This window comes from Desulforhopalus glucosivorans, assembly GCF_054397165.1.
The window spans coordinates 2,326,099-2,339,892 of record NZ_AP044854.1; the positions used below are offsets into that span (position 1 = coordinate 2,326,099).

Below are 13,794 nucleotides of genomic sequence, written 5' to 3' on the forward strand. Positions count from 1 at the left end.
TTATGAGAAAACTAAACAAAGAGAGGAAAAAGGACATACTGAACGAAATGCTGCAGGCTAAATCCTGAGCATACGTTCAGTATGAAACTTTATTATTAAGTATGATACTTTATTATTTGGTATGAAACTTTATTATTCACCCACAATATTGTCCAAAAGAGTAACCAAAATTATTCCACAGTAACGCTTTTGGCAAGGTTTCTGGGCTGATCCACGTCACATCCACGCCTTGTTGCTATTGCATAAGAAAGCAGCTGAGCGGGGATGGTATAGAGTATTGGATTCATCCAATCAGCAACTTTAGGAAGATAGATAACATCATCTGTTATGTTTTTAAGGTGTGTATCCCCTTCAGTTCCAAATAAAATTATTCTACCCTGACGCGCCTTAATCTCTTCAATATTAGAAATAGACTTTTGGTACACATCATCCTGGGGTACTAGGCCCACAATCGGCATGTCTTTATCAATGAGCGCTATGGGACCATGCTTGAGTTCTCCGGAGGCATAACCCTCTGCATGGATATAGGAAATCTCTTTTAGTTTGAGTGCACCTTCAAGGGCAATTGGGAAATTAGCTCCACGGCCCACAAAAAGAAAATCCCTGCTATCGTAATAGGACTCAATCATAACGTCGACATCTTGCTGGATCTTGACGAGCTGGTTTTCTACAATACCCGCGATATCAATTAAATCCTTACCAAAGTGCAGACACTCTTCATTGGTTAAGGTCTTTCGTTTTTGTCCAAGAAATATTGTAAAAAGAAACAAGGCGGCTAATTGGGAAGTAAATGCCTTGGTTGAGGCAACCCCAATTTCAGGTCCTGCATGGGTATAAATGGTTCCATCAGCCTCCCGGGTCATTGTTGAGCCGACCACATTACAAATGGTGACAACCTTTGATCCTAAGTCTTTAGCTATCCTGAGCCCTGCAAGCGTATCAGCTGTTTCTCCTGACTGAGAAAGGGTAATAGTCAGGACACGATCATCGATTAATAAATGTCTGTAACGAAACTCAGAAGCAATATCCACTTCCACTGGAATGTTTGCGTATTTCTCAATCCAATACTTTGCGACCAGTGCTGAGTGCCAGGACGTTCCACAAGCAACAAAGACAATACGGTCAATATTTTCCAGTTCTGAATCAGTAAGATTAATCTCGGGTAATTCAACCACGCCTGTTTCAGGATTAACACGCCCACTCACCGTATTTGTGATGGCTTGGGGCTGCTCGTATATTTCTTTGAGCATGAAGTGTTTGTAACCAGCCTTTTCCGCCATTGCGGAGTTCCAGTTAATAATTTCCACCTTCTTTTCCACAGACTTTCCGGTTTCAAGGGAAAATACCTTCTGTTCACTGTCTGTAAGAACAGCTAGCTCCATGTCCTCGAGGAAAATCACCTGATTGGTGTATGGAAGAAGTGCCGGAATATCTGAAGCGAGAAAACTCCCCCCCTCCTCACTCACACCTAGAACAAGTGGACTCTGGTTACGTACTGCAACAAGTTTTCCAGGTTCTTTGGCCCATAACACACCAAGTGCATAGGAGCCTTCAACAAGAGCAACAGCTTTTTTAACAGCCTCAACCAAATCACCATCCAGATTATCTTCAATAAGATGGGCGAGAACTTCGGTATCAGTTTCAGAGGTAAACGTGTGACCTTTATCTTTTAGTTCATTTCTAAGGGAGTGGTAATTCTCGATAATACCATTGTGAACAACAACAAGCTCTCCAGTACAATCGCTGTGGGGATGCGCATTTTCTGTCGTCGGAGCACCGTGTGTTGCCCATCTGGTATGACCGAGTCCAATGTGTGCAGGAGCAATAATTGCGTCATCTATTATAGCTTCAAGTTTTGCAAGCTTTCCTTTGGAACGATGTTTAATCAGCTCACCGTTTTCAAGGTATACGATACCAGCAGAATCATATCCCCGGTACTCAAGACGTCTGAGACCTTCAAGGATTACCGGAATAACTCGCTTGGGACCACAATAACCAACAATACCACACATAAGCTTCCTCTCTTTATATTATAAATTTTGTAATAGATACAAGTGTATCGGATCACAGGGATTGCTCAACAATACAATTACGTAAGCAATAACTGTTCCGGAAGTGAAGAGTTTCAGGCTAAGATAAAGAACCTTAGCCTAACTATCCTTTTGCTACAATATACAAATTTTGCTTTCAACAATACTTAAAAGAAGGTAACATTGCCGCAATTTTTTAGAAATGTTCCATTCCCCCATTATTATAGCGAGAGTTAGAAAAACACCATGGATGACAGACAACGATTAAAAGAAATTCTTCTGGAAAAATCATATAGAAAAGGTACATTTACCCTTACATCTGGGAAAACTTCAGATTTTTATATTGATGGAAAACAGACCTCCCTCTCAGCAGAAGGTGCATATCTCTGTGGGAAATTACTCTTTGAACTGTTGCAAAAATCACCCACTCCCATCGATGCAGTTGGCGGTATGACTCTAGGGGCAGATCCCCTTGTCACAGCCGTATCCATCGCAAGTTTTCTTGAGCAAAAACCTATTCCGGCTTTTATTGTACGTAAAGAAGCAAAAGGACACGGTACAGGAAACTACATTGAAGGTCTTAAAAACATGCCTGAAGGCTGTACTGTTGCCCTTCTTGAAGACGTTGTAACAACTGGCGGCACTCTTATAAAAGTTATCGATAGAGTTGAAGATGCAGGTTTTAAAGTTGGCTTAATTGCAACTGTCATCGAACGCCAGGAAGGTGGTACAGAGGCCCTTGCAAAGGCCGGTTATACCCTGGAGTCAGTATTTACCCGCGAGCAACTGTTAAGCTAGTTTTATGAAATGTCGTAACTGTTCAGGAAAACTTGAGGTCCATCGCATGTGCAGAAAAGTTCGCATGCGATGCACTTCCTGTAAAAAAGAATATCAGATTCATGAAGTGGCATCTGATCTTGACGCAGAAACAGAAAAAATCTTAGAACGATACACTGCTATTGTTTACGATTGAACCGCAATTCCCCTCCGCATCTTAAATTTGTGGTATTTCAAAGTACCTAGACAATTATTTTTAGAAAAAAAAGCCCTTGTAATTGTGCCTTCTTCACAGCTATTTTATACTTAAATAAAGATACATTACAATTAGTTGTAGTTTTTTTGTAGTATATTATTATTATTTTGCATGCAAAATTTGATAAATTTCAATTCGGTTTATATAATATAGCATGACAAATCATACACCTAGTAATAAAACATTTGTGAAAGACGACAGTCAGGCAACCATCGTTTGCCCTGCCTGTAGTTCTGCAAAAACCATATCAGTAGAAGAGTTTCGCCACCGGCAACATGTGCTAAAGGTAAAGTGCAAGTGTGGGAATTCTTTTAGCCTGCAGTTAGAATTTCGTCAGTTTTTTAGAAAAGATACAGAACTGCAAGGGGTATATGACATTAAGCCGCCAGCAAGAGGTGGTGGGATTGCCAATATTGTTAATCTCTCACTGGTGGGTGCATGTTTTGAAGTTCGCGGAGTTCACGACCTGAAGATCGGACATAAGGGTTCTCTTGTGTTCACACTCGACAACAGAAAAGAAACCGTACTATACAGGCAGGTTATTATCCGATCTGTGGACGGTAACCGAATCGGCGTTGAGTTTGTTGCAGAACGAGCCTTTGAAAAAGAGCTTGGATTCTACTTGCTACCATAAGTCCCTATCAAGATCTTTACCCATTAGCTTTTCACTTACATTCAGGAATTCCCCCAGGGTCTCAGAGTTCACAGCTGAGACCACTATACCCTCTTCACCAATATTTTCCCGAACAGTCGCTTCATCTTCAACCCTATCAATCTTGTTGAACAGTTTCAAAATTGGAATTTCCCCAAGCTCTAACTCTCCAAGGATCTTATCCACCACCGCCATCTGCTGACGAAAGGACGGATTAGAGACATCAATTACATGGACCAGCAGATCCGCCTCTTCCAATTCCTCCAGTGTCGCCATAAAAGCTTGCACCAGTTCTGCGGGTAGATTTCTGATAAAACCAACCGTATCGGTCAGAATAACCTCCATCTCAGTGGGGAAACGTAATCTCCTGCTTGTAGGATCAAGGGTTGCAAAGAGCTTGTTCTCTGCAATGATATTACTATTGGTAAGGGTATTTAAAAGCGTAGACTTCCCGGCATTGGTGTACCCAACAAGGGAGAGTACGGGGAGATCTTTCTTCCTTCTCTTGGCCCGACGCCTGTAACGCTCCTGACTTACTTTTTTTAACTCTTTTGCAAGACGTGCCAAGCGGTCATTGATACGCCTTCTATCAATCTCCAGTTTTGTTTCACCGGGTCCACGTGCACCAATTCCACCTGTGAGTCTTGATAGGGCATCATCTCTTGATGATAAACGGGGCAGCATGTATTTAAGCTGGGCCATCTCCACTTGCAGCTTACCCTCGCGGCTCAGCGCTCTACTTGCAAAAATATCTAAAATAAGTTGCGTACGATCGATGACTCTTAAATCAGTAAAGTCGGTAATGGACCGGATTTGAGATGGGTTCAACTCTTCATTGAAGATAAGCAGATTAGCATCAACCTGAAGGGCCATAATCATGATATCAGCAAGCTTACCCTTACCAAGTATCAGCCTTGGATTAACCCGGTTACGTCGTTGCAGTACAGTCTCAAGCACCACGACACCTGCTGACCGCGTCAGTTCGGCAAGTTCACTGAGTGATTCTTCAGCCTGAAGTTTTTTATCTGTGGATACTGAAACAAGAATTGCCCGATCCTTTTTCTTATCGACCTGGCTGACCTGTTGCCTGCGACTGAGTTCCCCTTCAATGGCGCTGATCAGTTCTTCTGCAGACTCTGTCTGGTTGGCTGGGTGAACAGGGTCAAGAAATCCCCAGTTCTCACCAGGCACAGCACCGGGAAGGAGATGAGCCGTATAGAGCCGCTCAGGCAGTCCATCAGCCGTCACCTTAATGACCGACATAAAGTCTAAACGCAAAAAGAGAAGATCCATAAGATCTTCATCACTTATATCTTCACCTGCCAGGTGGGTATGAATGAGCCTGAGCCCACAAAGCCTGCCACCGGATGCACGGGAAGTCTCAAGTGCTGGAATCATAACGGAAGTATGACTTCCAACTATCACCGCCTCAACCTTGCCCGAGCGCTGAACAAGTATACCTAGCTGACGATTTAACTCCGAAGAAAGTTGACATAGAGTTCTTGCCATCTCCGGGTTAATCATTAAATCACGCTGGACTCTTTTTTTGCCAATACGCTCAAGCGCCTTAATCTGGTTCGTTTTCAAGCCAGACGTATTTCCTGATACCAGTCCGATGGTACAACCTCTTATATTGATGAATAGATTTAATTTAAGATGCGATCAGCTTCACTTTGCCCAGGCCGCTTACAAAGGGTATTCACATTGTAATCTTTCCAGATAGGATCAGCATAACTATCATGACAGCCAACGCACAGCCCAAGCCGGAGAATAGAACGAAGCTCATCACCATTAAAGGGGCGTAGCTCAGGCCTTGAACTATGCTGTTTAGCTACACCATCCAGGCCAACATAGGCATCAAGCGGAACAGTCTGTCCAACAGCTGTCACTATACCTTTTTCTGTGGACTCAAAAACCAGTTTTCCATCAACTTGTTTTATACGGCCTTCACCGAGCCCTACTGTTTTTGTGGATGCATGACAGTCAAGGCATTCACGACCTTTTGCCTGGGTAGTATGGGGATTAATTGCAGCCATGGTAAATCTATCAAAGGCTTCTTCAACTTCCCCCTCATCGTTCACCAGAGTAACTATATCCTGACAGCCTGGGGTAACCACAACAATTTCATCTTCCCAGACGCCGAGCATTGGCCGTTCGTATCGTATGTAGGATCGACCTTCCTCCCAGAGACCTTCTGTTTCTTTAAGTGCGAGTTTATCAAGGTGTTTACCGGAGGCATCTCGTTTTACATGACACCCATAGCACTGGGCCACCCAAGTAGAATGACATGCCTCACAGGTAACCCTTTTGTGACCTGGAAAGATGCAGACACCCTGTTTAGGTGGTTTTAATGTATGTCGTTTTTCTTCAACCTTACCAAACAGAAAATGTTCATCCCCTTCTGATTCAACATTAGTAAGATCATCACCCTTTCTAGTCTTACCAGGATTGCTATCATGGCAGGACTTACAGGTAATTTCCAGTTGGTCTTCATAGTGCGCATAGCTAGTTCCATCACCCATAATTTCATTGCGGGTGTGGCAATCTATACACTCCATCCCCTTAGCGTGATGTATATCATCTGCAATCTCAAGGTAAAAGCGTCTTCCCGGCAACTGTTTATCATTCACGCTACCGTTTTCAAAAGGAGTACCGTAACCCTCAGATTCAAAAATCCCCATATAGGAGATACCAATTCGACCAGAACGGTTGTGACAACGAACACAATTGCTACTACCGACTTTTTTAGTGATAAGAGGATGGGGCTTTTTCTTCTCATCGCCCTCTTCCTCTTCAAACTCGTCATCATCGGCTACAAGTACGAACTCGTTACTATGTGAACCTGGAGTAGCAAAGTGACAAGCGGTACAACCACCACCCTTATCATTGAAAAACTCAGGAAGTCCGGGAAGGTCGTTTTTCTGTTTCCAAAGATGACAGGTAGCACACAGTTTTCGGTAATAATCAAGAGCAAGGGAGCTTTCACCGGACTCAAGCAGTTCTTCCACCGTGAGGTCTGTATCCTGACTGTCAGTCTCTCCCCAATAATAAAGAAGTGTCCCGAGGATACCACGGTTGGTGGCCATAAGTGAGTTTTTCACCTTATGCAGATCAGTGGGGTGACAACCTTCAACGGAACAGGATTTTTCGGCTACTCGCAGATCACCAGGGTTAATTACCATCCCTTTATGACCTTCTTTTTCTGTAACGGCAAGAGGGTCACCAAGGTGACAGACAGAACAGCCTATCACATTAGCGTCATGGGCTGCATCAAGCGCAACATCTTCATGACAACTCAAACACATCTCAACGTTGCCTGAGCTTGTTATAAAAAGCTTTTCAGGGCGCTTTGTTCTCGACTCATTATATATAAGGTAGAAAAATGCAAACAGCAGCACGCCACCGAGCAAATACCCACCGAGGGTTCTGTATGGAGTGGATTTCTTCAACAACCTCAGCCCTGGTAATTTTGAACATTGGGATAACGACGACCAAAGCCAAAAGCCTTAGATGTCACCTTAAGTCCCATGGGAGCCTGCTTACGCTTATATTCGTTGATGCGAATTCTTCTAAGGAGATCTTCGACAATTTCTTTGTCATAACCCCGTGCAACAATTTCCCGCAGTCCCTGTCCTTTTTCAAGATGTAACTCAACAATTTCATCAAGAACTTCATATGGAGGGAGATCATCCTGATCGGTCTGATCCGGTTTGAGTTCAGCAGATGGAGGTTTCGTGATTATCCGTTTGGGAATGACTTCTCCATCTCGGTTCCTGTATTCTGATAGTTGATAGACCAACTGCTTTGGGACGTCAGAAATGACCGCCAGGCCACCGTTCATATCACCATAGAGGGTGCAGTATCCAACAGCCATTTCACTTTTATTGCCGGTGGTCAGCAACAGGTTGCCAAATTTATTGGAAAGAGCCATGAGTAGGTTTCCTCTAATTCTGGCTTGCAGGTTCTGTTCAGTAACATCCTCATCCATTCCCTCAAAGAGCGGACCAAGGTTTTTACTAAAGGTTGCAAACAGTTCCTCTATGGGGATTACTTCAAACCTGCATCCTATATTTTCAGCAAGTTGCTGGGCATCTTCCAGAGACTCTTTGGAGCTATAGGGTGATGGAAGAGCCACAGCAAGGACGTTTTCAGGCCCAAGGGCATCCGCTGCAACTACTGCTGTAAGGGCTGAATCAATTCCTCCTGAGAGACCAAGAACGGTGGTGGAGAAGTGACATTTCGTCACATAATCTTTTACTCCAAGTACAAGGGCGTCATATACAGCTTCTTCCTCGCTGATTTCAAGTGCGCCCTTCAACTCCCCTTTCCAGCTCTTTGTGTCAACAACCAGACAGTCTTCTTCAAAGCCTACAGCCTGGGCACAAATTTCACCAGACTTGTCAATTACAAAGCTTCGACCATCAAATATCAGGGAGTCCTGACCGCCCACCTGGTTACAGTAGAGAAAAGGGACCTCGTATTTTTCACAAAATTCTTTGAAGATACTCTTTCGTACACCTTCTTTGTCACGTTGAAAGGGTGAGGCTGAGATATTAATTATACCATCCAGGCTGAAACCAGATTCTTTTGCCTTTTGGATAAGAGAAGCAACCGGCTTAACTGTATAGTCATGAACAGCTTCACTCCACACATCTTCACAAACAGTAACGCCAAAGCTCATATCACCGATAGTGTAAATCTCGCTACTCGTTCCCGGTTCAAAATAGCGTGTCTCATCAAACACATCATAGGTTGGTAACAGTTGTTTACGGGCACGAAAAACAATTGCCCCATCTCGTATAACTATGGCTGAATTATAAAGCTGCTTTCCATGGGCAAGTTTACTCTTTTCAAAGCAGCCGAGCATAACGTCAACCTCAGGCAGCTGGAATAATAACTCTTCCAGAGCACTGTTATGGTCTTCAATAAAAGATTGTCTCTCCAGTAGATCCTGGGGAGGGTATCCGGATATAGCCAACTCTGGGAAAACAACAAGTTCACAACCCTGCTCTTTGGCGTGAATTGCCCACTTAAGTATTCTTTTACAATTATTGGCAAAGTCCCCAATAACGGGGTTAATTTGTACAAGGCCGATTTTCACAGTGTTCTCCAGTTATCCAGACAAATTTTTTACAAAAGGCGTTTTAATTGAAGCTACTACTTACCTTTTTTTACCTTTTTTTTCCGCTGATATTTTTGTACTGCGCGATTATGGGCGGCAAGATTTGTAGAAAATTGATGTGTGCCATCATTTTTAGAAACAAAATAGAGATTAGAAGATGGTTCGGGGTGTAATACAGCAGTAATCGCTTCTCTGCCTGGATTGCAAATAGGGCCAACGGGTAAAGCAGGAATGGTATAGGTATTATAGGGGGTCGGGGTTCGTAAATGTTTCTTTGTAATGACACCATCATAGTCAGCTACTCCATAGACGACAGTGGGATCAGACTGCAGCCGCATACCACGCTTTAGCCTGTTGTGGAACACACCTGCTATAAGGGGGCGTTCAAATGGTGCAGCTGTCTCTTTTTCAACAATAGAGGCAAGGGTGACCGTCTTATCAACGTCTGGAACAGGCTGAATTTCAGCAACCTCCTCAACCCATACTTTTTTGAACCGATCAAGGAGGATATCAATAACCATATCAGCCCCTGACACCTCTTTTGTAAATTGATAGGTATCAGGATAGAGAAAACCTTCAAGAGATGGTCCCTTTGTAAGGCCAAACTCTTCTATCCGCTCACTATCACCAACAAGTTGCAAAAACTCGTCTTCCTTACACCAACCATCTTTGGCAAAAAGGGCCGCAATTTCAACTGCGGTCAAGCCTTCAGGGATTGTGATAGAATAAGAAACTGCTCTGGCAGAAGAAAGAAGTTCAAGAATTTCAAGCGGTTTACTGCCAAAAGGAAGAAGGAATTCTCCTGCTTGCAGGCGAGTGGAGTATCCAGAAAGCTTAGCTAAAATCAGAAAACGAATATCATTTTTGATAATACTTTCTTTACCCAGGATGGCTGCAATACTTTTTACTGAACTACCTTTAGGAATAGTTATAACGATACTTTTTCCGCTGTTATTACCGTCAGATTGACCAGTGGGTCCGGGAGCGTTTACATAGCTCTTGTAATACGCAAAAAGAGCAATAGTGATAAACACAATCAGGAGAATTGTTCCAAGAACAATCCTCCTGATTATAGAGCCACCGGACAAATTACATACATTGAAATCTGTCACTTTAAAACGTTATTATGCTTTCTTTTTTGCTTTGGGCTGTACCGCATCCTTTACAGGAAAAGCAAATTGTACAACCTCATCCATATCCTTGACAGGGAAAAACTCCATTTTATCCCGGATATCCTGAGGGATTTCCATAAGGTCCTTCTGGTTCTGCCAAGGAATGATAACCCTGTTAATACCAGCACGAAGCGCAGCCAGGGCCTTCTCTTTAAGCCCACCAATTGGCAGGACCCGACCTCGAAGCGTAACCTCTCCAGTCATTGCAGTATTGCTTGCAATGGTCTTTTCTGTAATTGCCGAATAGAGTGCGGTGGCCATGGTTATACCAGCTGAAGGTCCATCTTTAGGGATGGCTCCTGCAGGCACATGAATATGAAAATCCACCTTATCAAAAAACTCATCATCTATCTGGAGATCTTCACTCCGACTCCTGCAATACGTGAGTGCCGCCTGGGCAGACTCTTTCATCACGCTACCAAGTTGCCCCGTGAGTGTGAGCTTTCCTTTTCCAGGCATTACGTTTACTTCGATCTGGAGAATCTCTCCCCCAACCTCTGTCCAGGCAAGGCCGGTAACAAGCCCTGGCTGCTCAAGCATTTCCATTTCGGACTCTGGTAAAATCTTAGGAGGCCCAAGATAGAGATGAAGATTACGCATGGAGACAGAGTACGGTCCTTTACCGCCTTCGGCCACTTTTCTGGCAATCTTTCTACACACCTTACCTATTTCACGCTCAAGGTTTCTAAGACCAGCCTCAAGGGTATAATGGGTGATGATATTTTTAAGCGTATCATCATTGAGTTTAATGTGACGGGGTTTGAGACCATTCTCTCTAATCTGTCGTGGTAAGAGATAACGTTTTGCGATTACAATCTTTTCTTCAAGCGTATATCCGGAAAGTCTAATCACCTCCATCCTGTCCAAAAGCGGCCCAGGAATGGTGTCACTCATATTGGCGGTGGTAATGAACATCACCTTAGACAGATCGATAGGCATATTCATGTAGTGATCAGAAAACTCTGAATTCTGCTCAGGATCCAGCACCTCAAGAAGTGCAGAAGAAGGATCGCCACGGTAATCTGAGCCAACCTTATCAATCTCATCCATCATGAAGATCGGATTATTTGTACCAACGGTTTTTAACCCTTGGACAATACGTCCAGGCATAGCACCAATATAGGTACGTCTGTGCCCGCGAATCTCAGCTTCATCACGCATACCACCTAAAGAGATTCTATAAAACTGCCTTCCCATTGCACGGGCCACAGATTTACCAAGGGAGGTTTTACCAACACCTGGAGGCCCTACAAAACAGAGGATCGGTCCTTTAGTGGAATCATTGAGTTTACGAACTGCAAGATACTCAAGGATACGCTCTTTAATTTTATCCAGGCCATAGTGATCCTCGTCGAGAATCTCTTTTGCATGGACAAGATCTAAAAGATCTTTGGAGCTTTTCTTCCAGGGAACATCAAGTATCCAATCAATATATGTTCGTATGATTGTGGCCTCAGAAGAATCGGGATGCATCATTTCCATCCTGCTCAACTGCTTATTCGCTTCCTTGCGAATCTTCTTGGGCATTTTGGTCTTCTTGATTTTCTTCTCAAGCTCGTCAATCTCCTGACCGCGCTCATCGGTATCACCAAGCTCTTTTTGCAGAGCATGGAGTTGTTCGCGGAGGAAATATTCACGCTGAGACTTACTCATCTCTTCTTTAGCGTCATTCTGAATTTTCGCCTGAACAGTGGAAACCTCAAGCTCTTTAGTCAAAAGTTCACTAACAAGCTTTAACCTTTTAACCGGATCAGTCTCTTCAAGAATCTTTTGCGATTCAGAAATTTTCAATCTAAGATTTGACCCCACAAGATCAGCAAGACGGCCAGGCTCTTCGATGTTATTGATAATCATCATAAGATCAGCAGAGAGAATCCCTCTAAGAGACATGATTTTCTCGGTCTGCTCACGAACGGTGCGCATGGTGGCCTCAACCTCCACACTCACATCTTTTACCTCAACATCTTCAATGACTTCAACTGCGACCTGATAGCTTGGCTCTTTCTGTTCAAAGCTTTTAATGCGCGCCTTTGACATGGCCTGTACCAGCACCTTCAAACGTCCATCGGGCAGTTTCAGAGTCCTCATAACCATGCAAACCATACCAACATCATACAGATCTTCCTCTGCGGGATTATCCTTGGTAGCATCTTTCTGGGTCACAAGCATCAATAACTTGTTATTTTCAAGGGCCTCATTGACAGCCTCCACAGATCCTGGACGGCCAACAAACAGAGGGATAATCATATAGTTGAATACGACCACATCCCGTACCGCCATCATGGGCAGAACTTCAGGTATTTCCATTTCTTCATTATTTGAAAAATCGTCCATACCTATACTTAAAGAATCATTAAATTCCACTCAATCCTCCATCAAAACCCTAAAAAGTATTCACCTCATAGAAGGCGAATAGCACATATATCAATCAACACAATTTCGTATATTTATCATCGTTCCAGACAGATAGACACTCTCGCAGTAACTGTCCGTAAAATTCACGGAAATACTAAACATGCAAGCAACTTAAGTCAAGCCACCAATATCGACCATCTCGTCATATCAATAATTTCGCTTGAACTCTCTGTCTAATTCTTTCATAGTAACTTACGTTATTGCAATACTTATTATTCTACAATCTATGAGGAACCTTATGATTTCAGTACAATCGTTTTTTAATCTAAGTGATTTTCCGAACGCTGACCTCTTTGATGCTACAAGTCCTGTCTGGCAACCACTTAACGATCTCAAAACATATATGGATGGCTACAACTATCCCAAATATGAGCAAGTATATTTTACAACAGGAATGCCCCTTAAAGAACATGTAATCATTCATGAGGGCAAGATGCTCTGTTTTAATGATTTTGAAATCGAATTTGGGGATACAACCAAGAAAGGCTTGCAGGTGAAACGTGGCGGAATGATCCTCGAGGGCGCTTCTGTCATCATGGCGGGTTCTGTCATCACCGGCCAGCAGATTGCCATAGGCAAGGGCGTACTCATTGAAACCGGTGCGATGGTTAAATCTCCTGCCATTATCGGTGACTACTCAGAGGTGAGACAAGGAGCTTACTTACGTGGCTACTGCCTGACCGGAAAACATTGCGTTCTTGGTCACACCACTGAAGTAAAACACTCCATTTTTCTCAACAATGCAAAAGCTGGGCATTTTGCCTATGTAGGCGATTCAATCCTGGGCGGAAACGCCAATCTGGGCGCTGGAACCAAGTTTGCCAACTTGAAATTTATTGGCGGCAACATCCATATCCTGCTCGACAACGAGATGGTCAACACAGAAAGAAAAAAATTAGGCGCAATATTAGCCGATGGTTGTCAAACCGGCTGCAACTCTGTCACTAGTCCCGGAACACTTATGGGAAAAAACGCAGTACTTTTACCCAATATTACGGCTAAGGCAGGTCTCCATGAAGCAAGGGCTATTATCAGATAGTATATACCTGTTGCAAATTAGGTTTTTCGTTCAAGATCAAGCCACCCACGACACATGATTACAACACTTGAAGTGCCGGCAGCAACATAAGGGTGGGGGGAATAAGTTAGATAATTATATTGACTTATTGGTTTCACCTTTGTTAAGTCTCTATTACGTTTTAGGTGCTATTATTTTAGCCTATGAGGGAATTCCGTGAAAATCGGAAACGGGCCCGCCGCTGTAACTGGGGACAGAATCCACCTTAATGAACCACTGGGAATATTCCTGGGAAGGTGTGGATGAAGGATGATCCAGAAGTCAGAAGACCTGCTTGAAACGCTGATGTAGG

General features: G+C 43.4%; 10 protein-coding genes and 1 riboswitch. Of the genes, 4 read left to right on the plus strand and 6 right to left on the minus strand.

Annotated features, from left to right (window positions below):
• Window positions 1–170: 170 nt before the first annotated feature.
• The gene (gene glmS / locus ACX6CI_RS10000) at window positions 171–2,012 is read right to left on the minus strand and encodes a glutamine--fructose-6-phosphate transaminase (isomerizing) (protein ID WP_458778019.1); all 1,842 of its coding nucleotides are present in this window, start codon (window positions 2,010–2,012) and stop codon (window positions 171–173) included.
• Window positions 2,013–2,276: 264 nt separating this feature from the next.
• Here glmS and pyrE point away from each other — a divergent pair, with 264 nt between their 5' ends.
• The 3 genes from pyrE (at window position 2,277) to ACX6CI_RS10015 (ending at window position 3,697) form a co-directional block, all read left to right on the plus strand.
• Window positions 2,277–2,828, plus strand: coding sequence for an orotate phosphoribosyltransferase (gene pyrE, locus ACX6CI_RS10005; RefSeq protein WP_458778020.1), 552 nt, complete (start codon window positions 2,277–2,279; stop codon window positions 2,826–2,828).
• A gap of 4 nt (window positions 2,829–2,832) precedes the next feature.
• Window positions 2,833–3,003 (plus strand): dual CXXC motif small (seleno)protein, encoded by a 171-nt coding sequence (locus ACX6CI_RS10010; protein WP_458778021.1) that lies wholly within the window; start codon window positions 2,833–2,835, stop codon window positions 3,001–3,003.
• Between the two features lie 247 nt (window positions 3,004–3,250).
• Window positions 3,251–3,697, plus strand: a complete 447-nt coding sequence (locus ACX6CI_RS10015; protein ID WP_458778022.1) for a PilZ domain-containing protein — start codon at window positions 3,251–3,253, stop codon at window positions 3,695–3,697.
• On the opposite strand, the gene hflX is transcribed toward ACX6CI_RS10015, so the two are convergent.
• The 5 genes from hflX to lon are packed head-to-tail and all read right to left on the minus strand — an operon-like array spanning window position 3,689 to window position 12,373.
• Window positions 3,689–5,302, minus strand: coding sequence for a GTPase HflX (gene hflX / locus ACX6CI_RS10020; RefSeq protein ID WP_458778023.1), 1,614 nt, complete (start codon window positions 5,300–5,302; stop codon window positions 3,689–3,691). The two genes, ACX6CI_RS10015 and hflX, sit on opposite strands and share 9 nt — an antisense overlap.
• Window positions 5,303–5,361: 59 nt before the next feature.
• Window positions 5,362–7,164, minus strand: coding sequence for a hypothetical protein (locus tag ACX6CI_RS10025; RefSeq protein WP_458778024.1), 1,803 nt, complete (start codon window positions 7,162–7,164; stop codon window positions 5,362–5,364).
• 5 nt (window positions 7,165–7,169) lie between these two features.
• Window positions 7,170–8,816: an NAD+ synthase gene (locus ACX6CI_RS10030; protein WP_458778025.1), complete on the minus strand. Its 1,647-nt coding sequence runs from the start codon at window positions 8,814–8,816 to the stop codon at window positions 7,170–7,172.
• Window positions 8,817–8,872: 56 nt separating this feature from the next.
• Window positions 8,873–9,949 carry an endolytic transglycosylase MltG gene (mltG, locus tag ACX6CI_RS10035; RefSeq protein WP_458778026.1) on the minus strand — a complete coding sequence of 359 codons (1,077 nt, stop codon included), beginning with the start codon at window positions 9,947–9,949 and terminating at the stop codon, window positions 8,873–8,875.
• A gap of 12 nt (window positions 9,950–9,961) precedes the next feature.
• Complete coding sequence (gene lon / locus ACX6CI_RS10040; protein ID WP_458778027.1) at window positions 9,962–12,373, minus strand: endopeptidase La; 2,412 nt, start codon at window positions 12,371–12,373, stop codon at window positions 9,962–9,964.
• 289 nt (window positions 12,374–12,662) lie between these two features.
• Between lon and ACX6CI_RS10045 the strand changes: the two genes are divergently transcribed.
• A complete protein-coding gene (locus tag ACX6CI_RS10045; protein WP_458778028.1) occupies window positions 12,663–13,463 on the plus strand; it encodes an LbetaH domain-containing protein in 801 nt (266 codons plus the stop codon).
• A gap of 145 nt (window positions 13,464–13,608) precedes the next feature.
• Window positions 13,609–13,794, plus strand: a riboswitch (cobalamin riboswitch).

Bases quoted from the DNA above. Each gene is read 5' to 3' on its own strand.
- glmS (WP_458778019.1), bottom strand. From the start codon at position 2,012: ATGTGTGGTATTGTTGGTTATTGTGGTCCCAAGCGAGTTATTCCGGTA.
- pyrE (WP_458778020.1), top strand. From the start codon at position 2,277: ATGGATGACAGACAACGATTAAAAGAAATTCTTCTGGAAAAATCATAT.
- ACX6CI_RS10010 (WP_458778021.1), top strand. From the start codon at position 2,833: ATGAAATGTCGTAACTGTTCAGGAAAACTTGAGGTCCATCGCATGTGC.
- ACX6CI_RS10045 (WP_458778028.1), top strand. From the start codon at position 12,663: ATGATTTCAGTACAATCGTTTTTTAATCTAAGTGATTTTCCGAACGCT.